Below are 26,073 nucleotides of genomic sequence, written 5' to 3'. Positions count from 1 at the left end.
CCAAGAGGGAGCCGGAACGTCGCCCGGACACCCGCTGCCGCGGAACGGTGAAACCCGCAGCAGGGGCAGGGGCCGGCTTTGACTAAGTGGCCGTGCTGAGCGGCATCCGCGGGAGAATCACACCGAGGTAAATCTCCAACGCGCGGATCGGTGCCACGTTCTTACGGAGCACGCCACCTAAAAGGCAACGAAGCAGGCGCCAAGCTCGGGGCTGCCCATAGGTCCTCAGCGCTTCCTGCAAGCCGGGGCAGGAAGATTGGTCCACGGTCCCGGACCGTTCCAGCAGGGTCCGGGCCATGAGCGTGCGCCAACCAAGTCCTGTCTTATAGATGATGCTGCAGATACTGCGGGGCCTCGTGCTTCCTTCATAGCGCTTGACGAACCGAAGGGTGTTGCGGATCGACGTGGGCAGGCTCTGCCGCGACTCGCCCACCACATTGCCGCTGTGCTGGATGTAGTCCTGCAACACGTCGTTCTGGATGCTGATTCCCCCGAAAGCAAGCGCACAGAGTCCGATCCAGTGATCGTGATATTGGGACGGCGCAGCGAGCGATGGAAAGGGGAGGGCTACGTCAAGAAGTTCGCGGCGGAACACACACAGAGACCCCGTCACCTGGTTGTTGGCAATGAGGTCGGCGGCACCGACGTTGCGCCTGTCGGTCAGGGTTCCTTTCGCAGGATCCTGATCGGCTGTCGAAATCTCCGGTGTCACTACCCGTGCCTGGCCTGTCACCAGTGCGGAATCATCCAGATGGGGGAGCAATGCTTCGAGTTTGCCCGGGTACCAATAGTCGTCCTGGTCGCTGAGGGCAACCCAGCGCGCTGCTTCCGGGACTGCTTCCAGGGCACGCTCGAAGTTGTGGTGGAATCCGAGCCGGCTTTCGTAGCCGAGCACCTGGAAGCGCGCATCGTCGCCGCATGCCCGGCGCACCATGGCCTCAACAGGCTGGTAATCGCCATCCACAGAAATGAGGCAAACAAAGTCCTTGTGGGTCTGCGCCTGGATGGATTTGAGCTGGCGGGCGAACATTGGCTCGTCCGGCTGGTAGGCGGCAAGTGCCACCGCACCGAAGCTGCCCGCGTAGCTGTCCGGGGAGGGGAGTATCGAGTCTGCATTGTGCCCGGAGGTCATCTGGTCCGGACCCTCCTGCCCAGGGCCACGAAGAACGCGCGAAGAAGCATGATTCTCGCACGCAGAATCACCGCGGTGGGCCGGCGTGACTTGGGGGTCGTGTTCTCGTCATGCAGGCGGCGTGCAACAGTCGGCGCCTCAACATGGATCATGTCTTGGTTAAGGTTGGCCACGATGGCGATCCACTGATCGTGCGTCTCGGTCAGGAAGTCCGGAAAAGGAAGTATCAGTTTTTTCGCGGCAGCACGGAAAGCCATGGTGCACCCGTAGTATGGCCGCACCCCAATCCAGGTGGTGATGATGTTTGCCACCCACCGCCGGCTGTCGGATTCTTTCAGCTGAATCTTGTGGTACCTGTTTGCCGGGCCCCCGAAAACGGTGAAGTTGCTTGCGGCAAAGTTCTTCTCTTGAAGGGCGTTGACCAGAGTTTCCACGCGTCCGGCAGGCCACACGTCGTCCTGGTCCGACAGCATGATGTATTCGCCCCTGCTGGCGGTTATCGCCTTTTCAAAACTGGCGACGTACCCCCTGTTTTCCTTGCTGGGCAGGAGGACGATGCGGGGATCGTCGAAGCCACGGACGACGTCGAGCGTGCCGTCAGTGGACGCATCGTCAACAATGATGAGTTCGTCCATGGAAGTTAACTGCGCAAGGATGGATTCCACTTGTTCCGCAACAAATTCCTGGCCGTTGTACGTTGCCATGCAAACGGAGACCCGCACGGGCGCATTCGCGTTCATGCGCTGATCTTCCGCTGGAAGGCGGCGTCAATCTTTCCAAGGCGTCCGAGCCACCCGTCCAAACAGCCCCGGATAAATGCCCGGTACTGTCCTTTTCGGTTGGCTCCGTAAAGCAACCTGAATACGTCGCTTTCGGCCTGGAAGCGGAGTCTGCGGATCAGCCACACAGGGAATCTCGCACCATACTGCCGCCAGAGGTAGATGCTGTTCCTGGTCATGTAGTACACCCGGAAAGGGGCATGCGAATGCACGTGGCGCTTGACGCCCAACACTGTCACGTGCCAGCCGAAAAGCATCATAGGCTGTGCGTGGCCCAACGCATGCGTCATATTGCATCCCTTTCCGACCAGGGTGGCCAGCCCGTGGGACCTCACACGAAGATTGAACTCGGAGTCGACGCAGTCGATGAAAAGCCTCTCGTCAAGCATTCCGGCAGTCTTGAAAGTGGACACCGGGATAACGGCTCCCGACTGGAGGGGATCGAACGCTTCGGGAAAACGAGCCCTTTTGGTGAGCAGCGGGACGTTCAGGCCATTATGCGACTGGGCGCTCACCAGGCCGGCGTTGATGCCGTTGGCCCGGGCTTCCGTATACGTGTCCAGAGCTGCTGCGATGTAGCCAGGATCAAGGGCAGAGTCCTGGTCGAGGGTCACCACGAAGTCGGGGGACCAGGATTCAATCGCGGCCTCTATACCTGCATTCAGTGCTGCCGCAATTCCAACGTTGCCCGGCATCCGAATTACGGTGCAACCGAGGTCTTCCAATTCCCGCAACACGCTGCTGTTCCGCTCGAGGTCCGATCCGTCGTCGACCACAACCGTGTGAATGACTTGCTTGCTGAGGTCTCTCACCCTCTGGGGAAGGTCCTGGGGAGGGTGGAAGGCTGAAATAACAGCCGCCACACGCGGGTCACTCCGGTGCGTCACGTCTTATCGTTCCTTCTCGCTTAATCAAATAGACCGTTCCAATGCGTCAGGGAACTGTCAGACAGCAGGCTCCAGTCTATCGTCGGTTCAGAGGGGCCTCCATTTGCCTCTTCCAGCAAGTCGAACAGGCTTCCGGAAAGGGGCGGCCAGTGGCGACGCGGTAGCATTGTCGAGGTGCTCATCTCCGGGCAGACAGATCCAACACTCTGTATCTTCAAGAAAAGGACCTACCTGGCACATGGCCATTGATGTATTGCTTCCCTACTATGGGGACGTCGACCTGATGAAACTTGCGGCCCAGAGCGTCATGAGCCAGCAGTTCGAGGATTGGCGTCTCATCGTGGTCGACGACGGGTACCCCAGCCCGGAACCCCAGCGCTGGTTCGAATCAATGACCGACCCCCGGGTGACGTACCGGAAGAACGAAACAAACCTCGGCGCCAATGGCAACTACCGCAAGGCGCTCGAACTGGCTGAAGCGCCGATTGTCGTCGTGATGGGCGCGGACGACATTATGTTGCCCAACTATCTCGACGTTGTCTCCCGCGCGTTTGACGCCTATCCCGAGGCGAGCGTTGTGCAGCCGGGTGTGCAGGTCATCGATGAGCAGGGCCGCGCTTGCTCCCCTCTCGTGGACATCGTCAAGAAGGTATACGCTCCGTCCACCAAAGAGACGGTGCTGCTCCAGGGTGAAAGAATGGCCACTAGCCTTGTCCGTGCGGACTGGGCGTACTTCCCGTCTCTGGCGTGGCGAACGGACGTAATCCGTCGTATCGGGTTTACCGAAGGCCTGCATGTGGTCCAGGACCTCGCTTTGCTGCTTGATATCGCGGCCGAAGGCGGTTCCATGGTGGTAGACCCCACCCTGTCATTCCTCTATCGCCGGCACTCGGCGTCGGACTCGTCGGTCAAGGCCCTCGACGGGCGACGGTTCGATGAAGAACGTGCCTTCTTTGAGGGCCAGGCGCGCCGCTTCCGCGAACTTGGGTGGAACGCCACAGCACGGGCAGCGGCCTTCCACACAACATCGCGCTTGAACGCCGCCACTTTGGTGGCCCGGTCTTTGATGATCGGGAAAACAGACTCGCTGCCGAGGCTGTTGAAACACGTGGTCTCGTAGAAAGTTTCGTTAAACGGCCCAGGTGGCTGCCCGGTGATACCGAGCAGCCACCTGGTCCTTTTAAGGCGTTGGCTCCTGGGGGCGAACTTCCGGCGGAAGCTGCCCACCGCCGGCGGCATTGCCACCCTGCAGCCGGCCCGTTTCGAGTTCCTCCACTTTGAGGCGGAGAATGCCTACCTCTTCCGCCAGAACCCGGATTTCATCCTCCGCCTGTGACTGCTCGAAGGAGAGGTGCAGGCAGACCGACACCAGCAGTACGAGTGCAATCGCGAACAGAAGGTTCGATGGAACTTTGACTCCGAGCACGCTGCTGGACCAGAAGAGAAGCTGGGGAAATGCCACCAGCACCAGCACGCCGACGCCGATGATGATCCAGATGACGGCGTACTTCTCCCGCAGGTGACGGCGCCGCAGCATCTCGAAGATGATAAGCAAAATAACGAGCACAAAAATGAAGCCAACGAGGGTGGCCATGGAAACTCCTAGTTGGACGACGGTTCATTCCTCTTGCGCGTCAAAGCGAAGAGGAGGGCGAATGCTGACCGGCCCAGATAGATGGCGGCTTTGACCGGATCGTGGCTGGGAGTGCCGCCTTGGCGTTCCCGCATCGAAACCCCAACCTGGCGCACCGTACATCCTGACCGGATGGCTACGACCAGTGAATCGATCGTGTCACCCAGGTATTCGGCCGGGTAGTGGTCCACGTACTGTCGAATGGCCTTGGCATTGGCAGCGCGAAAACCGGACGTCACGTCTGTGAGCCGGGTGCCCGCGATCCGGGAAATGGTCCAGGCCAGAACATTCATGGCCCACTTGCGGGGCCCCCGGACAGTGTAATTTCCTTTTTCCGCGAAGCGGGCACCAATGACGATGTCGGCTTCCTGGAGCCCGTCGAGCACGGCCTTGATATCGCGTGGATCGTGCTGGCCATCGGAGTCGACCTGAATGACTTGCGAGTAGCCGTGCATCTTGGCGTACTTAAAACCGGTCCTCATGGCGCCGCCCACACCCATGTTGAAAGGGAGCTGCACGACCAGCGCACCCGCCGCGCGGGCGACCTGCGCAGTGTTGTCGCGTGAACCGTCGTCCACTACGAGGACGCTGCAGTCGGGGCCAAACTCGAACACTTCCCGGATGGTGTTGCCGATGGACTCCGATTCATTCCAGGCCGGCATGATCACCAGGGTGCGGTGGGCTTGCTCTGCGGGAGTCATGCTTTATCGTTTTCCGCCTTCAGGTAGGCGCTTAGCCTCGACTCGGCGTCGGGGATCTCAAACCCTGTCGACTGCGCCTTCACCAGCTTCAGGTAGCTGTTGAGCGGCCGGGGAGCCGCTGCTTTGTCCTTGAAGTACTCGGCGGTCGTGACGCCCGTTACGTCACTCCGGGCTGCCCCGGATTGCTCATAAACGTCTCCAGCGATATCCGCCCAGCTTTTCACCGGACCTTCATTGCTGAAGTTGTAGGTCCCGTAGGCCGCGTCCCCATCCAGCAGGTGTCGGATGAAGGCCGCGATGTCTTCGGTGAAACTCAGCCGGCCCTTTTGGTCGTTGACGACTGAGGGTTTGACGCCTTTGCGCGCGAGGCTTGCCATGGTGCGGACAAAGTTGTTGCCTTCCCCGATAACCCAGCTCGTCCTGACGATGTAATGGCGGGGAACGACGCTGACCACCGCATCCCCGGCCGCCTTGGTTTGCCCATAGACGCCCAGGGGCGTGAAGGACTCGTCCTCGTCGTGGCTGTCCAAAGTTCCGTCATAGACATAGTCCGAAGAGACATGGACCAAAGTGAGGTTATGTTCGACGGCGGTGCGCGCCAGGTGCGCCACCGCGGCAACGTTGATGGACCAGGAGGCGCTCCGGCCTTCTGCCGTTTCTGCGGCGTCGACGGCGGTGTAGGCGGCAGCGTTGATGATGGTGGAGTAGTTCTTCCAGTTCCTGCCCGCGAAGCTTGCCTCGCTGGTGAGGTCAAACTCCGCCCGGCTTGCGAACTCAACTGTTGTGTCGCCGTCGTACGTCCTGCGCAGTGCTTTGCCCAGTTGTCCGTCCGCGCCCACTACAAGGATTTTCTTGGCGGGCATCGGCGCGACGTCCGCCATCCGTGGGTGCGCCTTGTCCTTATCGGAGAGCTCGGCCTGGGCAAGGGGAATGGGCCACTGTATCGCCGCTGTCTCATCCGCCAGGTTGAGGAAAGTGTACTGACCCTGGGCGTCCGCGGACCAGTGGTCATTCACCAGATACGTGTAGGCCGTGTTGTCCTCGAGTGTCTGGAAGGCGTTGCCAACACCCCGTGGAATGAAGATGGCCTGGCTTGGATCAAGCTCCGCCGTGAAGACGGCCCCAAAGGAGGGCCCTTCACGCAGGTCCACCCATGCCCCGAAAATACGGCCGGTTGCAACCGAGATGAACTTGTCCCAAGGCTCCGCGTGGATCCCGCGGGTGGTGCCGGCCTTTTCGTTGTAGGAGATGTTGTTCTGGACCGGCCGGAAGTCGGGCAGCCCAAGGGCCACCATTTTTTCCCGCTGCCAGTTCTCCTTGAACCAGCCCCGGTTGTCACCATGGACCGGAAGGTCATAGAGGACGACGCCGGGAATGGGGGTTTGGTGGGCGGCAAGCTTTTTCGAGAACTCCAGGGACATTTGTTACTGGCCCTGTTCCTTGTACTTGGCCTCGGTGGCGGCTTTCTGCGGACGCCACCAAGCCTCGTTTTCCCGGTACCACGCGATGGTGTTTTCGATCCCCTCATCGAAATTGGAGAACCTGGGCTCCCACCCGAGCTCATTGCGAAGCTTGGTGGAGTCAATGGCGTACCGCAGGTCGTGGCCGGGGCGGTCAACCACGTGGTCGTACGCGTCAGCGGACTGCCCCATGTGCTTAAGGATCAGTTCGACAACTTCTTTGTTGTTCTTCTCTCCGTCTGCCCCGATCAGGTACGTTTCGCCGATGGTTCCCTTGGCGATGATGGCCAGCACAGCTGAGGAATGGTCATTGGCGTGGATCCAGTCCCTGACATTTTCGCCCTTGCCGTAGAGCTTGGGACGGATCCCGTCGATCACGTTGGTGATTTGCCGGGGAATGAACTTTTCCACGTGCTGGTACGGCCCGTAGTTATTGGAGCAGTTGCTGATGGTGGCCTGCAGGCCGAAGGATCGTACCCATGCCCTGACCAGAAGGTCGGATCCGGCCTTGGTGGAGGAGTACGGGCTGGACGGGTTGTAGGGAGTTTGCTCCGTGAAGCGCTCCGGGTCATCCAGTTCCAGGTCTCCGTAGACCTCGTCAGTCGAAATGTGGTGGAAGCGCTTGTTGTGCTTGCGGGCTGCTTCGATCAGTGTGTAGGTGCCGATGATGTTGGTGTCCAGGAACGGGCGGGGGTCGTGGAGGGAGTTGTCGTTGTGGGACTCCGCAGCGTAATGGACAACTACATCGGTGTCGGCCACAAGGGCATCTACAAGCCCGGCGTCTGCAATGTCTCCCTGAACGAAGTTGAAGCGTTCCTGCGGAAGGCCCTGCAACGACTCAAGGTTGCCCGCGTAGGTCAGCTTGTCCAGAACAGTGACGTGGTCTTCGGTGTTTTCGATAACGTAGTGGACAAAGTTCGAGCCGATAAAGCCGGCTCCGCCGGTCACTAGAAGTCGCTGCATAATTCCCTAGACTACCGGATTTGCCGCTGCCCTAAGCGAAGGGAAAGATGGGGGCATGCGCGGAATAATACTTGCCGGCGGAACCGGCTCCAGGCTTCATCCCATCACGCTGGGTGTCAGCAAGCAGTTGGTACCGGTCTACGACAAGCCGATGATCTACTACCCGCTGTCAACGTTGATCCTTGCAGGTATCCGGGACATCCTCATCATCACGACGCCCCACGACGCGGAGCAGTTTGAACGCTTGCTGGGGGACGGGTCCCGTTTCGGTGTTTCCATCACCTATAAGCAGCAGCCTTCGCCCGATGGATTGGCCCAGGCCTTTGTCCTCGGCGCCGACCACATCGGCGATGACAGCGTCGCACTGGTGCTGGGCGACAACATCTTCTACGGCCAGGGCATGGGGACCCAGCTGCGCCGTTTCAAGACCATCGACGGCGGAGCGGTCTTTGGGTACTGGGTCAAGGATCCCTCCGCCTACGGTGTGGTGGAGTTCGACGACAATGGCAAGGCCCTGTCGCTGGAGGAGAAGCCAGCGGCTCCGAAGAGCCATTATGCGGTTCCAGGGCTGTATTTCTATGACAACAATGTTGTTGATATCGCCAAGAACCTGAAGCCCTCTGCCCGTGGGGAACTGGAAATCACCGACGTAAACCGCATCTATCTGGAGGCCGGTAAGCTGCAGGTCGAAATCTTGCCGCGTGGAACCGCTTGGCTTGATACGGGCACCTTCAATGACCTCAATGATGCCTCGAACTTCATCCGAACCGTCGAGAACAGGCAGGGCCTGAAAATTGGTGCCCCCGAGGAGATTTCGTGGCGGCTCGGATTCCTGAGCGACGACGAACTCCGCGAACGGGCCGAGCCCTTGGTCAAGAGCGGTTACGGGGCTTACCTGTTGGAGCTCCTGGCTGAAAAGTAGCCTGGACACGAATAAGGGGGGTGAAGCCGCGGCTTCACCCCCCTTATTCGTGTCCTAGTAAGTCAACGAACGGCATCCCAACTGGGAGTTGTACGCAGCAAACATTGAGACCGCAACCCCGTAAGTGCAGACGCGGTATTGGCCGCGGGCGGTGATTGGGACAGATGTCGAATAACCGTGGTCACCCACCGTCTGCAGGGCGCTGTTAACATCCGGCCGCTTGAGATTGGCAGTGAAGGGATATCCTCTGGTGCTCCCGTCCGGGTACGTGACGTAGACGTGAACAGGATTGGAAATGCCGGGCAACGCAGGGTCCAGTGTCCAGCCCTGGGTTACGACCGCAGCCTGCCCATTGGACACCTGGATGCCGGCGCTGTCGAGGAATCCCATGGTGGGCGGCGTAGAGGAAACGGAGAAGTTCCTGCATCCAAGTAGGGTGGGCCCGTTGGAGACAGGTGCCACGCCAGCAGCCTGGACGCAGACCGAATAGGTGCCGGTCGAGTTGATGGGAAGTGCGGCCTGGAAACCATGGTCACCCACTGTCCCCAGTGCGGAGTTCACATCTGGCCTTTTCAGGTTGGCCGTGACGTTCACAGGTGTAGGGCTCGTCACCGCGGTTCCGTCTTTGGCGGAAATGTACACGTTGACGGGAATGCTGGTGGCGGGCTGGGTGGGATCCAGGGCCCAACCGGTGACCTGAAGGGCCGCCGAGTTGGTGGCTTGGGTGATGGTCAGGGTGTCGTAACTGCCAATGGGGGACGGATTCGCGTCGACGCTTATAGTCCTGCACCCCAAGGGAGTGTTTGCATTCTGGCCTATCGCATACGTGCAGACCTTATAAGATCCCGGAGCTGTTACGGGGACCTGATAGTCGAAACCGTGGTTGGAACCCAGGCCTGTCGCTGACTGCACGTCTGGCCGGGAAGTGTTTGCGGTCATGCGGTAGCCGGTGGTGGTTCCGTTCGGAGCTGTCACGTAGGCGTCTGCATACGAGGACGTTGAGGGATTGGCCTGGTCAGCCGCCCACCCTTTGAGCTGCAGTGTGACCTTGTCCACGGTTCGGTTTTGCGTGAGAGTGTCGAAGCTGCCTACCGGCACGCCAATTCCTGTAGCGCTTACGCTCTTGCAGCCCAGGGGCGTGTTGCCATACGTGCCGATCGAGTAGGCACATGCAGTGTATGTTCCTGAGCGGGTGATAGGCACAGATCCGTCGAAACCGTGGTTGGGCCCGTAGCCCAGGGCCTGGTCAACATCAGGTCTTGAGGCATTGGCTGTCCAGGCGTAACCCGTGGTGCTGCCGTCCGGTGACGTGACGTAGACGTGTGTTTGGTTCGAGGCGGCGGTGTTGGCAAGATCAACCGACCAGCCCCGCGCGCGCAGCGCAAATTGGGTGCCGCTGCCTGTCACGGACAGGGAGTCGAAGCTTCCTGTTGGAAGCGCCGCACCTGCAAACCGCTGCAGGGATGGATAGTCGCCGTTCCATACGTTGGAGTCGCCCGCAAATGGCCCTGTGCTGCTGTATTGCCACATGCTGTAGGTGCTCCAACTGCCTGTCGGGACTGCCCCGGCATCGTTGGTGGGCGCTCCGGGGTAGGCTGCCACCCACAGGGGGTAGTCACCGAAGCCCGCAGGGTTTCCAAGGCACTGGTTCCACCAGATTGTGTTCGTGTAGATCGCCGGAAGCCGGCCGGTCAAGGACCTCATGGTGTTTCCAAAGTCCTGTACCCAGGACGCCAGCTGCCCGGGAGTCATGTTGTAGCAGGTATTTCCAAAGTAGAAACCGTTGATGGTCCGGCCCTCATAGGGATTGAACTCGAAATCGAGGACCGGCGGCATGGTGTACCCGTCGGCGGACCATCCGCCGCCGTTTGCTACAAAGTACCGGGCCTGGTCGGCGCCTGATGACCAGTTTGGGATGGCAAAGTGGTAGGCACCGCGGATCATTCCGACGTTCCTGGAGCCCTGGTACTGCGGGCTGAACTGGTCATTCGTCATGTAATTGCCCTCGCTGGCCTTTACATAAGCAAATCGTGCACCCATGTTCCACTGCTGCTGCCAGTCGACGTTGGGCTGGTAACCGCTGACGTCAAGTCCCTGGATTCCAAAGGTGGGCGTCCATGTCCCTTGGGTCGCCAGCGACTCGGTACTGAGTCGCTGGACAGCTGAGGTGCTGGACGACGATGTTACCCGGGCTGACCGCTGGCCCATCTGAGCGCCCTTCCCGACGGCCTCAGCCATGGACTGCGCCGGTGGCGCCGTCGGCGCCGGGGCCGCGCTGGCTGCGGGCGAAGAGGCGGGGACTGAGGCCTCGGGTGACGGGGCGGGAGACGACGAAGGAGCGGACCCAGCAGCTGTCCCGCTTATTGATGGTGAAGGAGTAGGCGAAGGATTGGAGTCCACCGCGAAAGCTGCACCGCTAATGCCGGGACCCAGCGTCAGCGAGCAGGCAAGGACGAGCACCCCTAAGGGTTTCAGGGCCAGGCGACGGGACTGAGACAGGTTCCGCTTCATTTTTTGCTCCGGAGAAATTGCGACGCTCCCCCGAGCGCCCTTTGGATACTGCTCAGGCGATTTCCCCCAGGAAGTCCCCTGATAGTGCTATTTCGTTAAATAACGCGCTCACCATAGCATCCTGTTACTACTGGGACCAGTGTTGTGCAGGTTGCAGCTGTGAAGACCGCGGAAGTCCCGGGGGTAGGCCGCCGGCTACAAGTTGTCTAAAGCAGGCGCACAAAGACGTCGGGGGAAAGGCGTCCTGCCCTTCCCCCGACGTCTTATGTCAGGCCCTATCCTGCCAAGGCAGGAGATTTCGTGCTAACCCCCGAGGAAGTAGCCGCTGACATCGCTCACCAGCTGCACAGTCCCCCCGGTGGAGCTGTTCCTAAGGCTCACCTTGCCGTCGGAACCCACCGGAACCACCACCAAGTTCGGCACTGTTTGGCTCTTGCCGAAGTTGACGTTGGAGGCGTTCGGTACAGCCTGCCCGGACGGGTATGCGGTGATGAAACCGTTGGAGGTAGGTTCTGTCACCGTCAGGTTGAAGACCACACCTGCAACAGAGGCAGGAATGCCCGAGGCGCCGGCTACCTGGAACGTAGCCGAGGTGTTGGTCGCTACGGGACCGGTGGAAAGGCGTGTGTCGAGGAACCGGGACGGTCCTACCGGCACAAAAGCTCCAGCCGCGGTGGGTGTCCCGGCAATGTAGTAGCCAAAGACGTCAGCCACAAGTTGTGCTGAGCCGTTGGAGTTGTTTGTGAGGTTCACTTTGCCGTCAGCGCCCACCGGCACGGTGACCAGGTTGGGTACGGTCTGGTTCGGCGCATAGTTGACGTTCGAGGCATTGGGTGCAGCGCCGCCGGAAGGATAGGCGGTGATGAACCCATCGGATTGCGGCTGGGTGACCGTCAGGTTGAACACCACCGCGGAAACCTTGTCCGGGATGCCGGAGCTGCCGCCTACCTGGAAGGACATCGTGGCATGGGCCGCAACAGGGGAGGAGGACCGGGTATCCAGCAACCGCGAGGGTCCGACCGGGACAAGTGCGCCGGGTACAGCCGGGGTACCTCCGAGGTAGTACCCGCTGACGTCAGCTACCAACTGGGTTGCACCGGTGGAGGAGTTCTTGAGCGTTACCTTGCCGTCGCTACCCACTGGCACAGTTACCAGGTTCGGCACAGTCTGGCCTTTCCCATAGTTCACATTCGACGTCGCAGGAGCGCTTGTGAGTGAGGGGTAGGCCGAAATGAATCCGTTCGCCTCCGGTTCTGTCACGGTCAGGTTGAACACGACTGACGAGACGTTCGCCGGAATCCCTGAGGCACCGGCCACCTGGAAGGACACGGTACCTCCAGGTCCCACTTTTGAGGATGTCCTCGTATCCAGGAACCGCTTTGGCGTGACCGGAACGAATGTTCCCGGTGCCGTGGCCGTCTTGCCGCCAGCAACAGGCAGATCGGCGAACCAGTAGCGCTTGGCCACGTCATCGGTGGCCAGAGCCACGATGCCCGTGGTGCTGTTGACCGGTTGCTTACTGGTGCTCACGTTGTTCATGTTCAGTGAAGAGCCATCCTGGATAACAGGAGTCCCACGGCCGGATGCAAAGACAGGATTGTCCATGTCGGCGGTCTTTTGGTAGATGGCGCCCGAAACGCCGGTGTACGGGCAGCCACTGGCTGACGTCGCCGGCCCCGTCTGGAACGCGTGCACCTTGTTGTTTTCAGGATCAAGCACGATTTGTGGCCGGGTTTCGCAGTCAGCCAGCGTGGAGATGGTGGACCGTGAGAAGGACCCTGTACCAGGCTTGAAAACCAGAAGCTGCAGCTGCGGAAGCGTCTTGTCCGTGGCAGTTTCATCGAGGCTTGTCTTAACGGCGGCGAATACCCGGCCAGCGCTGTCCGCTTGCAGGGACTTGAGGTTGAGGTGGTCGTCTGCGATGCCCTTCCCCTGCACTGCGGGCTGGGCCTTCCAGGAGCCGGCCGACTGGCCATCCGTGTGGGTAGCCCACCAAACAGAACCTGTGGACTGGTCGGACCACATCACCCCGATCTGCTTCTTGCCAAACGCCACAACGGCGGAAATATCATCCGGCGTGGGGTGCACGTTGTTAACAGGGAGGACCGCGGGCGTGCCCCAGTTCGTGCCACCGGCCGCGGAACTGTTGACCATCACGCTGTTGGTGTATCCCGCAGTTGCGTCACCTGTGACGTGGGTCCACGTAGCCCAAATGGCCCCCGTGCTGTCCTTGTCGATGGTCATCGTTTCACTGCTGTCAGTGGTGATGGTAGTGGGGAACCCGGAGTCCAGCGTGTACTTCCCGTTTGCATAGCTGTACCGGTAGAGCCTGGCAGGTTGGTTGGGTAGAGAAGCAACTGGAGCGTTCTCGGTTGATGTTGTGACGACATGGGAGGCGACGTACAGGTGCGTGCCGTCCCATAGGGTGTCTGCAAGTGTGTTGGTTCGGCTGTCTATGGCAACCCCGGTGTCAACCCACTTTTCTGCGGTGCGATCAAGCTTGTAGATTCGCCATCCGCTTCCAGTGGTCCACATGTCAGCCCACCAGGAGCCATCGTTCCACCAGAGCTTGCTCTGAGGCTTCTCTTCCGTGGCTGCCTGCCCAGACCCGGTATATGTCACGCTGGGAAAACCATACGTTGGGGCCGGCGCAGCCACTGTTGGGGCTGCCGCGCCGGCTGGCGCCCCAAATACTGTTGCCAGCCCAGAGACAACAAGAACTGTTGCCAGTCCTTGGCCCAGGGCGCGCGTCATGCGTCTCTTCACGATTCTCCTAACAATCAGCCCCAACGCTGCTGCGTCCAGGTCCCTAAGGAAGCTGGTGCCCCCGCTCACCATTAATCCCTCCTGCAACACTTGGCACACGGGTAGTGAGTACTCCACTTGGAGAGGGCTGCCTACCGGTCCACGGGGCCAAGGTACTCAGGGTACTGATCGTTCTGCATTGTTCGGTTTGTCCACAGCCTTGTCATTTGACTTGTTGTGGCAGGACCGGCTCCTTAGGCTGGACCTCAGTCGCACTGCCTCCGCCGGGGGCGGCAGTTGTATGGGGGAACATATGGACGCGCTGGGAATAGTCGAGGACGAAGTCCGCGAGCTCATTCGCCGCCGCGGGCTGGACCCGCTCAGGCAGGCAGGCGAGGTCCGTCGATTGGTCGAAGCCGCAGTCACTGACTACGACGAACGGGCCCTCATGGGACCTCTTCCGCCCCTTGGCCCTCTTGACGCAGCGCGTCGGTTCCTTTTCGACGCCGTCGCAGGGTTCGGCGTACTTCAACCCCTCCTCGATGATCCATCGATTGAAGAGATCTGGCTCAACGCCCCCAATGAAATCTATGTCGCACGCAACGGCGAGTCAGAGCTGACGTCGCTCAGCCTTTCCGAGCAGCAGGTGCGGGATCTGGTGGAACGCATGCTCAAAAGCTCCGGCAGAAGGCTGGATATGTCGTCGCCCTTTGTGGATGCAGCGCTGCCCGACGGCTCCAGGCTCCATGTTGTCATTCCGGACGTCACGCGCCGCCACTGGGCCGTGAACATTCGTAAATTTGTCGTAAAAGCCAGCCGTCTTGAACATCTTGTGGAGTTGGGAACCCTGACCCCACAAGCTGCGCGCTTTCTTGGCGCGGCAGTTTCCAGCGGCCTCAACATCCTCGTTTCCGGGGCAACGCAGGCAGGCAAGACAACCATGCTGAACTGCTTGGCGGCCAGCATCGGAAGTCGGGAGCGCGTCATCACCGTCGAGGAAATCTTCGAGCTTCAGTTCCCCCTCAGGGACGTCGTAGGCCTGCAGTGCAGGCAGCCGAACCTCGAAGGTGAGGGCGAAATTCCACTTCGCCGACTAGTGAAGGAGGCTCTGCGCATGCGCCCGGACCGTTTGGTGGTGGGGGAGGTGCGGGAAGCTGAGAGCCTGGACATGCTGATCGCACTCAATAGCGGACTTCCCGGTATGTGTACTGTCCACGCCAACTCGGCACACGATGCAGTAACCAAAATCTGCACCCTTCCTTTGCTCGCGGGGGAGAACATATCCAGCGCGTTCTACATTGAGTCCCTACCAACAGTTAGGGTGAGGGCATGGCCGGGACAGCAGAAGTCAGGGCAGCAATCTACTGCCGAATCTCGAAGGACCGGGAAGGGGCGGGCCTCGGCGTGCAGCGCCAAGAGGAAGACTGCCGGCGCCTGGCGGAGTCTCTTGGGTGGACCGTCGCCGGCGTCTACACGGATAACGACATATCGGCCTACTCAGGCAGGCGCCGGCCCCAATATCAGCAGCTCCTCGAACGTATGGAAGCCGGAACCCTACAGGGCGTCATTGCCTGGCACACGGATAGGCTGCACCGCTCACCGGTCGAACTCGAAAGCTACATCGACGCCTCCGACAAAAACGGCATCGTCACCCACACGGTCAAAGCCGGGGAGATAGACCTTTCCACGCCGTCGGGCAGGGCCGTCGCCCGCACCCTCGGCGCGTGGTCTCGGTACGAGTCTGAACACAAGAGCGACCGCATCACCCGCAAGAAACTGCAGCTCGCAAAAGACGGCGCATTCACGGGCGGCCCGGTCCCGTACGGCTGGGAAATGATCGACGGCGCCCCGGTCATAGTCGAAGCCGACGCCCTCGAAATCAAGAACGCCGTAACCGGGTTCCTCGCCGGCCGGAGCATTGGTTACATCGTCAAAGACCTCAACGGCAGGGGAGTGCACACCAGGCGCGGGCAGGATTGGACAAGCACCGCCGTCCGCAACCTCCTCCTACGGCCAACCAACGCCGGCCTGTCCGCTTACCGCGGCGAAATCATGGGCCCCTCAGTCTTTCCCGCAATCATCAGCGAAGACGACTGGCGGGCCTGCGTTACCACTCTCAAGAACCCGTCCCGGCTCACACAGAACGGCAACCGCGTCCGTCACCTCCTCGCCGGCCTCCTCCGCTGCGGCACCTGCGGGGAACCAATGAAAACGTCCAGCAGGGCCGGGAAAACCGGGCAAGTCCACTACTACAAATGCAAGGCGACCGGCGGCGGCCACGCCTTCCAGAACGCCGCGCCCGTCGAAGCCTTCCTAACCCGGGTTGTACTCGGTGTCCTCAGCCGGCCAGAGAACGCAGACGCCGTAACCGCCGGCGCCGACGGCATCACTGCGGCGGAGCTGCAGCAGAAAGCCACCGTCCTTCGCGCCCGCCTGGACGAGTCAGCGAACAGCTACGCCGACGGCGACATAACCGCCAAGCAGCTCAGCATCATCACTGCCCGCGTTAACGCTGACCTCGAAACCGTCAACCAGCAGCTCGCCTCGCTCCGCAGCACCAACGTCCTCGCCGGTCGCAACGGCTCAGCCGAGGAAGTAGCGGCATGGTGGGAGTCTGCCGGCATCGAAGACCGCCGGGCCGTCCTTGACGCCCTCATGGCCGTCTACGCCCACCCGGTAGGCAAGTCCGCGCCCCGCACGTTTGACCCCGACAGAATCCGTATCGAATGGAAGCAAGGGGCCGGCAACCCCGACACGCCGACAAAGTCCGCGGAGTAGCAAGCAGGCGCCTCCTGCCTGTTACGTTGACTTTCGTAGTCCTCGCAGCGTTAGAGCGAAGCCCGATTGCTCGGCGGGGACGATAAGACCACTCAAGATGTCATGGCGCAAGATTGCATCACGTGGGGACGGCTGGGTTCGGGCCTGTCCAAGCTCCCACGGAGCCGCATGAAACTAATCCCTGCCAGAGAACTCCTCTGGCGCGGGACTACTTCGTGCCAGGAGTCTCCGTGTCTTCAACACCCAATCTGCTTACCGTCAACGAAGCAGCCGAAATCCTACGAGTCGCACCCGAAACCGTGCGCCGGCGGGTCCGCGACGGCTCCCTCCCAGCCTGCCGACTCGGCACCAGGTCAATCCGCATCCGCAGCACAGACCTGCAAGGACTCGCAACGCCGGCCCCCACCCCCGACGCCCTCGAAACACGCATAGCCCGGCTCATCGCCGAAGCCCCACCGCTGACAGACGACCAGTGCAGCCGCATCGCCATGCTCGTCCGCCGGGGCGGTGACGCCGCATGAGCGCACAACGCATCATCACCACCCGCAGCGCCGCGACCGTGCACGGCTTCACCCGCACCACAAACCACGAGCCCACAGCCTGGCTCAAAAACCGCCTGCAGCTCCTCGCCGCAGACCTCGACGCCGGCCACGTCACCCACTGCGGCCACCTCAACGGAAACGGCGCCGTCGGCATCATCGGGCTCTGGGCGCCCCGCAAAGCCGTCTGCCGCGACTGCCAGCACCTCATAGGCATCCAAGGCGCCGCGGACCGCACCTGCGACCGCTGCGGCCACCACGACCCCGCCGGCGTCACTCTCTCCGCCGTCCGCCCTATCCCGGCCCTCATCGTCCTCATGGGCCTCTGCGACGCCTGCCAGCGTAAGGAGGCCGCTAAGTGAACCGCATAGCCTCAGCCGTCCGCGTAGCCCTCTACGACAAACTCGACAACCTCACCCCGGAACAGAACCAGGCCTACCGCGACCAACGCGCCACCGAACTCACCCGCGCCGTACAAGCCAACGACGGCAACACCCTCTCACAGGAAAGCCTTGACGCCCTAGACAACCACCTCCTCGAGCGGATCCTAAACGGTGCACCACACCTCGATCAGGCCGGCTACCAAGCCCTCGTGGACGAATACGAAACAGCCGCCTACGCACGACAAATCCGGCTTCGCGAACGCGCCGCAAACATCGTCAAAGCCGAAAACACCGCCCCGCCCGCGGCACTACCCGGCATAGTCCAGCTCAAAGACCTCCTCGAAGAACCAGACGAAGAAATCCGCTACCGCATTGACGGGCTCCTGCCCACCGGCGGCAACTGCATCCTCGCCGCCCAATACAAGGCAGGGAAGTCCTCAGCCGTCGGCAACGCCGTCCGCTCACTCGTGGACGGCGACCCATTCCTCGACAAATTCCCCGTCCAACCCGTCACCGGCGAAACCGAAGACGGGCGGCCCGGCACAGTCGTCCTCATCGACAACGAACTCGACCCCCGCACCCTCAAACGCTGGCTCCGCGACCAAGGCATCAAAAACACCCACCTCGTCGAAGTCGTCAGCCTCCGCGGCAACCTCTCCACGTTCAACCTCATCGACCCCGACACCCGCAAAGCATGGGCCCACAGAATAGAAGGCGCCGACGTCGTCATACTCGACTGCCTCCGGCCCGTCCTCGACGCCCTCGGACTCGACGAAAACCTCGACGCCGGCCAATTCCTTATCGCCTGGGACGAATTCCTCGCCGAAGCAATGGCCGGCGAATCCATCATCGTGCACCACATGGGCCACAACTCGGAACGGCAGCGCGGCTCCTCCCGGCTCCTCGACTGGCCCGACGTGACCTGGAAAATCGTCCGCGCCGACGAAGACCCCTCATCACCCCGGTTCTTCTCAGCATTCGGCAGAGACGTTGACGTGCCAGAAGGCGGCCTGGAATACGACCCGGCTACACGCCACCTCAGCTACACCGACGGCAACCGCCGGGAAGGGGCGGCAGGGAATGCCATGCCGGCACTCCTCGAACTCCTCACCCAGCACTCAGCCCTCAGTGGCCGGCAGATCGAAGAACACCTAATGCCGCAGGGGCACCCACAGAAAGCCATAAGGGCAGCACTCAAGAAAGCGCGCGCCGAAGGCCGCACAATCACCTACAGCGGCCCGCACCGGGCGACCATGCACAGCCTCGACGCCAGGCATGGAAAGACCACCGGAACGAGTGAAAAGTCCGTTGCCAACTTTTCACAACCGACTTTGCACCCTTAGTGCGTCAGTGCGTCGCAGTGCGTTCAACGCACCCGTGGTCAGTGCGTCAGTGCGTATATAGACGCACTGACGCACCACAGCCGACGCGGACAACAGCCCAACGCACTGAAAACAACCAACAACGGCCAGGAAAAGAAAACATGAAAAACGCTGCAAAACTCGCCGGCACACTTCCACGCCCCCACAGGCAGCAACTACACGCCGCCCTCATAGCCGCCGTAACCCGGCACCGCCATAACGTCCCCTGCCTGACAACAGCCCCCGGCCTCGACTGGCTCGACCCCGACCCGGACACCCAACAAGCAGCAGCAGCACTCTGCGACCGCTGCCCAGCCCTCCAAGCCTGCCGACGCTACGCAGCCACAACCAGGAGAGTCCCGGGCACCTGGGCAGGCACCACCGAAGCCGACCGGAAACAACGCCGGGCAAAACACCCGGGCAGCAGCAAACAAAAAGACCCAGCAGACCGGCACGGCAAAAACCAAGCAAAAAACCCAAGCGCGAAGGCAGCAACACGCGAGGAACAACGGCAGGCAGACGCAGCATGAGAGAAACAACCAGAGACGACGCCCTCACCCTGCCCGAATGGATCGCCTTCGTCGGCCTCCGCAACGGCGCACTGCTCCCATGCGCATCCGGAACCTACGAATGGATGAGCAAAGACCACGCAGAACAACGGAAAGCCGCACAACTCTGCCGGTCCTGCCCCGTCATGGACGCCTGCCGAAACTACGCGCTCGCAGCCGGCGAAACAATCGGCGTATGGGGCGCAACAACGCCCGCGGACCGCCGCAGGTACCGGCGGCAACAGCAGGCGGCCTGACGGGCAGCCACGGCCCGCACAGCAGGCGGCAGGACCGGGGGAGGGGCGTCTGACTTTGAACGCCGGGCCACCGAATCCCCGCCGGGGTAGCTCAGCACGCAGTATGACCGACCAAAACCACTTTTTGAAAGCGACGACAGCGAAGGAAAGAACAATGACGACAGCAGCATCCGGCAATCGCGGCCCGGGGCGCCCTTCGACGGGCGGGCCGAAGCTCAAGCTCATGCCCGGCGCCGATCCCGGCCAGAAGCAGCCGCCGGCAGCCCCGTCCGCGGTGCAGATAGGTGGCGGCACTTTGGATTGGGACAACCAGCCGGATATCTCCGCCGTCGGCCTGGCGGAGTGGCGCCGACTGGCCGAACAATTCCGCTGCGACCCGGAGCGTTTTCTTGAGGGGGACCGGCAGGGCCTTGTGGCCTATTGCACCTTTTGGGCGGACTTTGACGCCGCGGCCCGGGATATCGCGGAGAACGGTTTGACCGTTCCGGGCCGGTCCAGTGCGGACAACGGGCGCGGAGTGAAGAACCCGAATGTTGCTGCGAAGCGTGAAGCGTCGCAGCAGCTCCGTCTGTGGGCGCGTGAGCTGGGCTTGACGCCGAACGCCCGTACGCAGATGAAAACCGCGCGGCAGGCAGCCGGCGAAGACGACAACAATCCGTTCTGATAACAACGAAGGAAAAGCACAATGACTGAACAGCCCACCCGCGCAGCCCTCACGCTCAACCGCCTCGCGCTCGCCCTTTTCCGCGCCGAATCAGTAGAAGACGCCGACGCCCTGGCGGTCCTGCAGGGACAGATTGAAGCCCTGCCTGAGACAAGCCGGGAAACCCTGGAAAAGATGCTCCGCAACATTGTGGCGGCGGCGCAGGCCGCCCCTGCCGGCGTCGGCCCTGAGGAATTTTTCGACCACTACAGCGCCGCCTTGGACCGCAAAGAGTCAGAGCTGGGCCAAAGTTCCTGACAGAAAAACCGGAAAACGCCCACATTGGGCCACCGGCCCCTGCAAGTATGAGAACCACCGCCGCCTGAATGACACGAAACAACCCAAGATAGGCGACGGAAAATGAACCCTGAACAGCGACTTGCCCAGCTCCGCAAGGAAGCAAACGCGCTCCTTGCCAAAGCCGAAGGGCCCGACTTCACCGAAGCCGACGGGAAGCGGGCAACCGCCCTGGCCCGCGAAGTGAACGACCTGCAAACCAAGATCGGCAATGCGAACGCTGCCGCGGCCGCCTTGAACAAGGCAGTTACCGGCGGAATCACGCACAGCTCCCTTGAGGACGAAGAGGAATACCTCCGGGAGGTCACCATGCCGGGCGTGCGTAAGGCGGCCGGGGCGGACAACGGACGCCGGGAGCGGGCGGCAGCGTTCGCCAAGCAGATGCAGAAGGCCCTGGATGTTGCGGCGCCGACTATCGGCGGCCCTGCGGTGAATAAGCAGCTCGTCCCCAGCGGGGCCGTGAGCGTCGGATTCGACGGGCGTGCCATTGAGGATCCGAAGGCACAGCATTCCCTGCCGAACGCGATCAACGCCCGCCCCGTGGACAAGCCGACTGGCTCCTACCTCCGGCAGGTACTCCGCGAAAACAACGCCACCAGCGTTCCTATGAGCCAGCTCAAGCCGGTTTCCCGGTACGGCCTGGAGGCTGAGAACTACAGCATTGCTACTATCGCCCACGTTTCGGAGCCGACGCCCATCCAGTATTTCGCCGATTACGGTTCCCTGGAAGAGTTTCTTATCTCCGAAATGACTTACGGGCTCGAGTCCGCGGTAACGGACTTCATCCTGAACGGCGGCCTCGCTGAGGACGATTCCACCGTGTACGGCATCATGACTACACCCGGTGTTATCCAAACGGCATTCTCCGGCTCAGCCATGCGGTCCATCCGCCGCGCGTTGGGCGACCTTGAGGCCGCTGGCTCTCCGGCTACCGGGATTGTTCTCAACCCCTTGGATTGGATGGAAATTGAGCTTGCCGAGGACACCACGGGCAGGTTCCTTGTCGGCCCGTCCCAGCCGACGGCCGCCCCGGCCCGGACCCTGTGGAACGTGCCCGTGACCTTGGCGAACGATATGCCTGTCGGACAGGCCGTCGTGGGTGACTTGAGTGTCGTCACCCTGCTGACCCGTTCCAGCGCCCTCCTGGCCTGGAACCCGTTTGTCGGTATCACCGGCACGGAGGCGGCGCCGGTCACGCGGGAGCTTTTCCGTCGAAATGAAATCGAAGCCCGTCTTGAAGCCCGTGTGGGCCTGGAAATCACGTCTCCTAAGTCTCTCCGCGTCGTGGACCTGGCGGCCTAAAAAGCTTTCCCCGGCAAGGCGTCAACGTCACCCGCCAGCAGTATCCATGCTGCCGGCACAGGGATCGATGGGAGCTGACGAGAAGAGCGACCAGCGCCGTCCGGAGGAATAATAAGCCCCCGCAACCAGCGAGTTGCGGGGGCTTACCTATCGCCTCCAAGACGTCAGCGGGACCACTACACTCATCAACTTTCCTATCTGATCTTGCACGGGAGCAGAGTTCTGTAGCCCCCGTTCGAGAGCAGCAGGCAGCCAGGTCTTACCCTTATGCACTCCCAAGCTATAGCCAAAGCTTTCGAGCTCTCCGGCCTCTACGAGTACGACGCGCTGTTGCGCGAGGCCCTGAATCAGTCGTGTTACAGCATCTGTATTTCCTACATTCCGGCGCATCAGTTCGTTAACGCCGTGGTGCTTCACATCGTCCCATGGGCGCGACGGGGCTTTGAGCGCGTCACTAACAGCTTTGCGGGCGTCTCCGTCAAAGAGCGCACGCGGGTTCTGGTCAATCAAAGAATCGAATGTTTTTGCTACCCGGTCGCTGACGGTAACGACGTTCTCGGAAGCGAGGGGTGCATTAAGCGGCCGCACAACAGACTGCCAATCATCTTCCAGGACCGCCCAATCGCCTCCAACAGCCTCGACGATGTTTTTGATCACCGTACGTTTGTCCAACACGTCCAGATCGGGCAGAGCAACGACAGGAACGTTTAAGGATCGAAGGGCACTGGCCAGCCGTGGCATGTTACTTGTGCCACCTGTCGGAATGAAAAGCACCTCGGTTGCTGGAAGAGGAGTGGGCAGTTGTTCCGGGCCGCTGCTGGCAAGGTTATTCTCGTGAACGTCTAGGGCAGCCTCATAAAACCGGCAATCACGCTCAGCTTCAGCAAGAACGACGACCTCATGAAAGAGCCCGTCAAGAACGTGGCTGTACTTGAGGATGGGGTCTTTCATGATCGCCCGGAGGTCTTCCGATCTAAGTTGGAATGCCCTGGTGGGGTTGCTCTGCTGACGAACTAGGCGGACCACCGACAACGGGGCCTCTGCGTTCACAAGCCCAGCGAGGATATTGCGATCGTGTGTTGCAAGTATTACTTGAATCTTCTTGTCGGCAGCGATTTTTCCGAGAATCTGACCTAGGGCAAAGGCCTGCGGTGGATGAAGGAAGGCTTCCGGTTCGTCGATAAGGAGGACTGGGTAGGTAGCCGTGACAAGGGGCACGAGGATGTTGAGAAGACTTCTCATGCCGTCGCCCTGTTCTGCTAGCGCGGGGAGGGACTCAACGTCCAGTTGGTAGGCGACCTTGTCGTCGTATTGGCGCTCGGGCCGCGGAACGGTCGGAGTGCCGACCCGGAGTATGAGTTGCGGGTTCAAATCGTCAAGATGCAGATGCTTTTTGAGGATTTTGTAAGTTATTGCGTTGAGTTCGTCCATCAATTCCTTGCGCTCGCTTAGAAGCTGCAGCGGCTCCGTAGCTGGCAGAAGTACGTTGCCCTTCGTTTGCGCTGGAATAATGTCCCTTTGGCCAGCAGGTAAATGTTTGACGAAGAAAGGGAAGAGGCGTTCCTTATTGAAGTTGTCAGGGCCATTGAGCATGACGTCCGGGTACAAGAACCCGGAGAGTGGCTGTAAGTGACCGAAACGTTGAAAGTGGGCGTTGGAAGCGTTCTCCGTGTCCACAAAAAACTGAGCATGTTTGATAAGCCAGTCCGCATAGTCGGAGTGGTCTCCGTCTGCGTATCGGTGTGCGGATATGACTATGCGCCGCCGATGTACGTCTTGGCCTAACAACTGCTGGCTTAGTTCGGTCAGCATCGTTGATTTTCCGCAGTTGTTTGCGCCGGCGATGACAGTGACACCCGCGGGTTGAAACTCAACCACGTCACCACTGGCTAGGAACGCTTGGCTGACGCCAACAGACACGTTTTCGGCGTTCCCTCTGCGCGTGTTGTGATCTCGCAGAATATCGTCAAGTTGGTTTTCCCTTAGCGTCATACATGTCAACCTACTCGCAGCAGCCGACATTTGCCGTTTGTAGTGCTTTGACATAGAGCGCAAGTGCGTTCGTGGTCCCCACCGTTGCATCGTGCATAGACCTAGTGGTGCACTGCAGCCGGCACGCCGATGGGCGGCGGCAAGTAACCCAAGTCCTGTCATTGGGACGCCGCGTGGAAAACGGCATTATCGAATCCTCATTGGTCTTCGCCATGGAAAACGGGGTCCTGCAGCCCCGGGCAAACGCTATGCCTGCAGCGGAGAAGTTTTCGAAGGCAGGGTACGACGTCGCCGCGCTGCTGGATCCGCGATGATCGCGGCCCTGGTGGGAACTACGGCGGGGGTTGGCTTCTTCCTCATTTGGTGGTCCTGTTGGCAAACGCCTGACTCTGCAAAGCGGGAGCGCAAGCCGGGCCGGCTGGCAGACCTGCTCGTCGGCGCCGGAGTGGATAAAGTCTCACCCCGCGGTTTGGTTGGGACTTGCCTTGGGCTCGGGGCATTTGTGGCCCTGGTCTTCTATGGTCTCAGCCGTTCCTGGCCCATCGCCTGCTGCTTCGGCCTTTTCGGCGGGTGGCTGCCAATCACCCTTCTGCGGTGGCGCGCTAAAAAGAGGACGGCCATGCTGCGTCAACTGTGGCCTGACGTTGTTGACCACCTCCGATCCGCAATCCGTGCAGGCCTGCCGCTGCCTGAGGCGCTTATCCAGCTTGGAGACAAAGGGCCCGAGGAACTGCGGCCGCTCTTCCGGGAGTTTGGGGCTGACTACCGGGCCGGTGGCCAATTCGATGGTTCGCTGAACAAGCTGAAACAGCGGCTCGCCGACCCCGTGGCTGACCGGATTATCGAAGCACTCCGGCTGACGCGGGAAGTGGGCGGCTCAGACCTGGGAAAACTCCTGGGGACCCTGGCAGAGTTCCTGAGGGAAAATGCCCGGACCCGCAGTGAACTTGAGGCACGCCAGTCGTGGACCATAAATGCCGCCCGCCTCGCAGTTGCTGCGCCCTGGATCGTCATGATTCTGCTGGCGACCAGACCGGAAGCGATACAGGCCTACAACACGCCCCTGGGCGCCGCCGTGCTGCTTGGTGGGCTGGTGGTCTCGCTGGTTTGCTACACCGTGATGTTGAAGATCGGGGCCCTGCCGCAGGACGAAAGGGTGCTGCGTTGACGAGTCTTTCCCCCGCCGCCGTAATCTGCGGAATTGCCCTGGGCTTCGGCTTGTGGCTCGTTATCTTCCGGTCTCCTCCCATGCGCCCCATAACGTTGTCTGAGCGGATTGAGCCCCAGCTGAAGTCCCAGAACCTGGAATCGCGGCTTCTGCGCAGTGGGGAGCAGAATCTAACGCCGTTCGGACCGCTTGAACGGATTCTCCGGCCGGTTTTCCGGGACTGGCTCACCACCTTGGGGAAGCTCAATCCCGCACCCGGGGCCACGGGACGTCGGCTCGCGCAGGCGGGATTGGACAAATCGCCGCTTGATTTCCGTGCAGAACAATTGCTGTGGGCGGCGGCCGGGTTTGGCGTCTCTCTGATCGTCGTCCTGGTCGGAGCAGCCGCCGGTAGGTTCAGCCCGGTCTTTGCGGCCGCAGTGGTTATCGGCAGTGCCGCAGCAGGTTTCGTACTGCGGGACTACTGGCTGGGCGCCCAAGTCCGCCGGCGGGAAACACGGATGATGGCAGAGTTTCCCAGCCTGGCCGAATTGATGGCCCTTGCTATTGGCGCGGGGGAGAGCGCAACAGGCGCTTTGGATCGTGTGTGCAGGAGTGCCAACGGTGAGCTGTCCAAAGAGTTCTCGAAAATCCTCGCAGAGACAAGAGCCGGCAAGCCCTTGGTTGTGGCCCTGCAGGAGTTTTCTGCACGCACCGACCTTGCACCGCTGGTCAGGTTCGTCGACGGGATCATCGTGGCGGTGGAAAGAGGAACACCTTTGGCCGACGTGCTTCGCGCACAGGCGCAGGACGTACGCGACTCAGCCAAGCGCGATCTGATGGAAGCTGCCGGGAAAAAGGAGATCGCAATGATGGTGCCCTTGGTTTTCGGGGTGCTTCCCCTAACCGTCGTATTCGCGGTATTTCCCGGCCTCGCCGCCATCAACCTGGGCTTCTGATGGCTGCCAAAACCAAAGGCCCGCACTTCAGCAACAACTGCATGCCCCGTCAAGGAAACAGGAATAGGACCAAG

Annotated in this window: 23 protein-coding genes and 2 pseudogenes; 15 read left to right on the top strand and 10 right to left on the bottom strand. The window is 61.1% G+C overall.

The window, feature by feature from the left end:
* Positions 1-82 precede the first annotated feature (82 nt).
* The 3 genes from LFT44_RS13085 to LFT44_RS13075 are packed head-to-tail and all read right to left on the bottom strand — an operon-like array spanning position 83 to position 2,774.
* Positions 83-1,132, bottom strand: a complete 1,050-nt coding sequence (locus tag LFT44_RS13085) for a glycosyltransferase (protein ID WP_236798891.1) — start codon at positions 1,130-1,132, stop codon at positions 83-85.
* The gene (locus LFT44_RS13080) at positions 1,129-1,872 is read right to left on the bottom strand and encodes a glycosyltransferase (protein ID WP_236798890.1); all 744 of its coding nucleotides are present in this window, start codon (positions 1,870-1,872) and stop codon (positions 1,129-1,131) included. Before LFT44_RS13080 ends, LFT44_RS13085 begins: the two co-directional genes overlap by 4 nt.
* Positions 1,869-2,774 (bottom strand): glycosyltransferase, encoded by a 906-nt coding sequence (locus LFT44_RS13075; RefSeq protein ID WP_236798889.1) that lies wholly within the window; start codon positions 2,772-2,774, stop codon positions 1,869-1,871. The genes LFT44_RS13080 and LFT44_RS13075 overlap by 4 nt, the downstream gene beginning before the upstream one ends.
* A gap of 262 nt (positions 2,775-3,036) precedes the next feature.
* On the opposite strand from LFT44_RS13075, the gene LFT44_RS13070 reads away from it, so the two are divergent.
* Entirely contained in the window at positions 3,037-3,918 is an 882-nt protein-coding gene (locus LFT44_RS13070) for a glycosyltransferase family 2 protein (RefSeq protein ID WP_236798888.1), read from the top strand.
* Between the two features lie 60 nt (positions 3,919-3,978).
* On the opposite strand, the gene LFT44_RS13065 is transcribed toward LFT44_RS13070, so the two are convergent.
* Genes LFT44_RS13065 through rfbB form a run of 4 tightly spaced genes read right to left on the bottom strand, consistent with a single transcriptional unit; the run spans position 3,979 to position 7,555 of the window.
* Complete coding sequence (locus LFT44_RS13065) at positions 3,979-4,392, bottom strand: DUF2304 domain-containing protein (RefSeq protein ID WP_236798887.1); 414 nt, start codon at positions 4,390-4,392, stop codon at positions 3,979-3,981.
* 8 nt (positions 4,393-4,400) lie between these two features.
* A complete protein-coding gene (locus LFT44_RS13060; RefSeq protein ID WP_236798886.1) occupies positions 4,401-5,132 on the bottom strand; it encodes a glycosyltransferase family 2 protein in 732 nt (243 codons plus the stop codon).
* Positions 5,129-6,553: a sugar nucleotide-binding protein gene (locus LFT44_RS13055; RefSeq protein WP_236798885.1), complete on the bottom strand. Its 1,425-nt coding sequence runs from the start codon at positions 6,551-6,553 to the stop codon at positions 5,129-5,131. Before LFT44_RS13055 ends, LFT44_RS13060 begins: the two co-directional genes overlap by 4 nt.
* A gap of 3 nt (positions 6,554-6,556) precedes the next feature.
* A complete protein-coding gene (gene rfbB, locus LFT44_RS13050) occupies positions 6,557-7,555 on the bottom strand; it encodes a dTDP-glucose 4,6-dehydratase (protein WP_236798884.1) in 999 nt (332 codons plus the stop codon).
* Between the two features lie 55 nt (positions 7,556-7,610).
* On the opposite strand from rfbB, the gene rfbA reads away from it, so the two are divergent.
* Entirely contained in the window at positions 7,611-8,477 is an 867-nt protein-coding gene (gene rfbA, locus LFT44_RS13045; protein WP_236798883.1) for a glucose-1-phosphate thymidylyltransferase RfbA, read from the top strand.
* A 54-nt stretch (positions 8,478-8,531) separates the two neighbouring features.
* Here rfbA and LFT44_RS13040 read toward each other — a convergent pair whose 3' ends face one another.
* A complete protein-coding gene (locus LFT44_RS13040) occupies positions 8,532-10,685 on the bottom strand; it encodes a GH25 family lysozyme (protein ID WP_236798882.1) in 2,154 nt (717 codons plus the stop codon).
* A 606-nt stretch (positions 10,686-11,291) separates the two neighbouring features.
* Entirely contained in the window at positions 11,292-13,523 is a 2,232-nt protein-coding gene (locus LFT44_RS13035) for a hypothetical protein (protein WP_236798881.1), read from the bottom strand.
* Positions 13,524-14,046: 523 nt separating this feature from the next.
* Here LFT44_RS13035 and LFT44_RS13030 point away from each other — a divergent pair.
* The 10 genes and pseudogenes from LFT44_RS13030 to LFT44_RS12990 form a co-directional block, all read left to right on the top strand.
* A pseudogene (locus LFT44_RS13030) lies at positions 14,047-15,051 on the top strand (CpaF family protein); the annotation flags it as partial.
* A gap of 11 nt (positions 15,052-15,062) precedes the next feature.
* On the top strand, positions 15,063-16,511 hold the full coding sequence (locus LFT44_RS13025; protein ID WP_236798880.1) for a recombinase family protein: 1,449 nt from the start codon (positions 15,063-15,065) through the stop codon (positions 16,509-16,511).
* Positions 16,512-16,741: 230 nt separating this feature from the next.
* Complete coding sequence (locus LFT44_RS13020; RefSeq protein WP_236798879.1) at positions 16,742-17,032, top strand: helix-turn-helix domain-containing protein; 291 nt, start codon at positions 16,742-16,744, stop codon at positions 17,030-17,032.
* Positions 17,029-17,412, top strand: coding sequence for a hypothetical protein (locus tag LFT44_RS13015; protein ID WP_236798878.1), 384 nt, complete (start codon positions 17,029-17,031; stop codon positions 17,410-17,412). Before LFT44_RS13020 ends, LFT44_RS13015 begins: the two co-directional genes overlap by 4 nt.
* Positions 17,409-18,776 carry an AAA family ATPase gene (locus LFT44_RS13010; RefSeq protein WP_236798877.1) on the top strand — a complete coding sequence of 456 codons (1,368 nt, stop codon included), beginning with the start codon at positions 17,409-17,411 and terminating at the stop codon, positions 18,774-18,776. The genes LFT44_RS13015 and LFT44_RS13010 overlap by 4 nt, the downstream gene beginning before the upstream one ends.
* A gap of 140 nt (positions 18,777-18,916) precedes the next feature.
* Positions 18,917-19,324, top strand: a complete 408-nt coding sequence (locus LFT44_RS22150; protein ID WP_442863748.1) for a WhiB family transcriptional regulator — start codon at positions 18,917-18,919, stop codon at positions 19,322-19,324.
* On the top strand, positions 19,321-19,599 hold the full coding sequence (locus tag LFT44_RS13005; RefSeq protein ID WP_236798876.1) for a WhiB family transcriptional regulator: 279 nt from the start codon (positions 19,321-19,323) through the stop codon (positions 19,597-19,599). The genes LFT44_RS22150 and LFT44_RS13005 overlap by 4 nt, the downstream gene beginning before the upstream one ends.
* 103 nt (positions 19,600-19,702) lie before the next feature.
* The gene (locus LFT44_RS13000) at positions 19,703-20,263 is read left to right on the top strand and encodes a P27 family phage terminase small subunit (RefSeq protein WP_236798875.1); all 561 of its coding nucleotides are present in this window, start codon (positions 19,703-19,705) and stop codon (positions 20,261-20,263) included.
* Positions 20,264-20,284: 21 nt separating this feature from the next.
* Entirely contained in the window at positions 20,285-20,560 is a 276-nt protein-coding gene (locus tag LFT44_RS12995; protein WP_236798874.1) for a hypothetical protein, read from the top strand.
* Positions 20,561-20,662: 102 nt separating this feature from the next.
* Positions 20,663-21,901 carry a phage major capsid protein gene (locus tag LFT44_RS12990; protein WP_236798873.1) on the top strand — a complete coding sequence of 413 codons (1,239 nt, stop codon included), beginning with the start codon at positions 20,663-20,665 and terminating at the stop codon, positions 21,899-21,901.
* A gap of 147 nt (positions 21,902-22,048) precedes the next feature.
* Here LFT44_RS12990 and LFT44_RS12985 read toward each other — a convergent pair whose 3' ends face one another.
* On the bottom strand, positions 22,049-23,893 hold the full coding sequence (locus LFT44_RS12985; RefSeq protein WP_236798872.1) for an ATP-dependent nuclease: 1,845 nt from the start codon (positions 23,891-23,893) through the stop codon (positions 22,049-22,051).
* A gap of 59 nt (positions 23,894-23,952) precedes the next feature.
* Between LFT44_RS12985 and LFT44_RS12980 the strand changes: the two are divergent.
* The 3 genes and pseudogenes from LFT44_RS12980 to LFT44_RS12970 all read left to right on the top strand — a co-directional run.
* Positions 23,953-24,207 (top strand): annotated as a pseudogene (locus LFT44_RS12980) (CpaF family protein); the annotation flags it as partial.
* On the top strand, positions 24,204-25,061 hold the full coding sequence (locus LFT44_RS12975) for a type II secretion system F family protein (RefSeq protein ID WP_236798871.1): 858 nt from the start codon (positions 24,204-24,206) through the stop codon (positions 25,059-25,061). The pseudogene LFT44_RS12980 and the gene LFT44_RS12975, both read left to right, overlap by 4 nt.
* The gene (locus LFT44_RS12970) at positions 25,058-25,999 is read left to right on the top strand and encodes a type II secretion system F family protein (protein WP_236798870.1); all 942 of its coding nucleotides are present in this window, start codon (positions 25,058-25,060) and stop codon (positions 25,997-25,999) included. Before LFT44_RS12975 ends, LFT44_RS12970 begins: the two co-directional genes overlap by 4 nt.
* The last annotated feature ends 74 nt before the right edge of the window (positions 26,000-26,073 follow it).

Source organism: Arthrobacter sp. FW306-05-C (genome assembly GCF_021801725.1).
In the GTDB taxonomy this organism is placed as follows: domain Bacteria; phylum Actinomycetota; class Actinomycetes; order Actinomycetales; family Micrococcaceae; genus Arthrobacter.
This window is presented reverse-complemented; position numbering and strand designations above follow the sequence as displayed.

Excerpts from the sequence above, each read along its gene's own strand:
- LFT44_RS13060 (WP_236798886.1), bottom strand. The coding sequence starts at position 5,132 with ATGACTCCCGCAGAGCAAGCCCACCGCACCCTGGTGATCATGCCGGCC.
- LFT44_RS13065 (WP_236798887.1), bottom strand. The coding sequence starts at position 4,392 with ATGGCCACCCTCGTTGGCTTCATTTTTGTGCTCGTTATTTTGCTTATC.
- LFT44_RS13040 (WP_236798882.1), bottom strand. The coding sequence starts at position 10,685 with ATGGGCCAGCGGTCAGCCCGGGTAACATCGTCGTCCAGCACCTCAGCT.
- LFT44_RS12990 (WP_236798873.1), top strand. The coding sequence starts at position 20,663 with ATGAACCCTGAACAGCGACTTGCCCAGCTCCGCAAGGAAGCAAACGCG.
- LFT44_RS12985 (WP_236798872.1), bottom strand. The coding sequence starts at position 23,893 with ATGACGCTAAGGGAAAACCAACTTGACGATATTCTGCGAGATCACAAC.
- LFT44_RS13055 (WP_236798885.1), bottom strand. The coding sequence starts at position 6,553 with ATGTCCCTGGAGTTCTCGAAAAAGCTTGCCGCCCACCAAACCCCCATT.
- LFT44_RS13080 (WP_236798890.1), bottom strand. The coding sequence starts at position 1,872 with ATGAACGCGAATGCGCCCGTGCGGGTCTCCGTTTGCATGGCAACGTAC.
- LFT44_RS13015 (WP_236798878.1), top strand. The coding sequence starts at position 17,029 with ATGAGCGCACAACGCATCATCACCACCCGCAGCGCCGCGACCGTGCAC.
- LFT44_RS13005 (WP_236798876.1), top strand. The coding sequence starts at position 19,321 with ATGAGAGAAACAACCAGAGACGACGCCCTCACCCTGCCCGAATGGATC.
- LFT44_RS13025 (WP_236798880.1), top strand. The coding sequence starts at position 15,063 with ATGGCCGGGACAGCAGAAGTCAGGGCAGCAATCTACTGCCGAATCTCG.
- LFT44_RS13070 (WP_236798888.1), top strand. The coding sequence starts at position 3,037 with ATGGCCATTGATGTATTGCTTCCCTACTATGGGGACGTCGACCTGATG.
- LFT44_RS22150 (WP_442863748.1), top strand. The coding sequence starts at position 18,917 with ATGAAAAACGCTGCAAAACTCGCCGGCACACTTCCACGCCCCCACAGG.
- rfbA (WP_236798883.1), top strand. The coding sequence starts at position 7,611 with ATGCGCGGAATAATACTTGCCGGCGGAACCGGCTCCAGGCTTCATCCC.
- rfbB (WP_236798884.1), bottom strand. The coding sequence starts at position 7,555 with ATGCAGCGACTTCTAGTGACCGGCGGAGCCGGCTTTATCGGCTCGAAC.
- LFT44_RS13000 (WP_236798875.1), top strand. The coding sequence starts at position 19,703 with ATGACCGACCAAAACCACTTTTTGAAAGCGACGACAGCGAAGGAAAGA.
- LFT44_RS13085 (WP_236798891.1), bottom strand. The coding sequence starts at position 1,132 with ATGACCTCCGGGCACAATGCAGACTCGATACTCCCCTCCCCGGACAGC.
- LFT44_RS12975 (WP_236798871.1), top strand. The coding sequence starts at position 24,204 with ATGATCGCGGCCCTGGTGGGAACTACGGCGGGGGTTGGCTTCTTCCTC.
- LFT44_RS12995 (WP_236798874.1), top strand. The coding sequence starts at position 20,285 with ATGACTGAACAGCCCACCCGCGCAGCCCTCACGCTCAACCGCCTCGCG.
- LFT44_RS13035 (WP_236798881.1), bottom strand. The coding sequence starts at position 13,523 with ATGTGGACCACTGGAAGCGGATGGCGAATCTACAAGCTTGATCGCACC.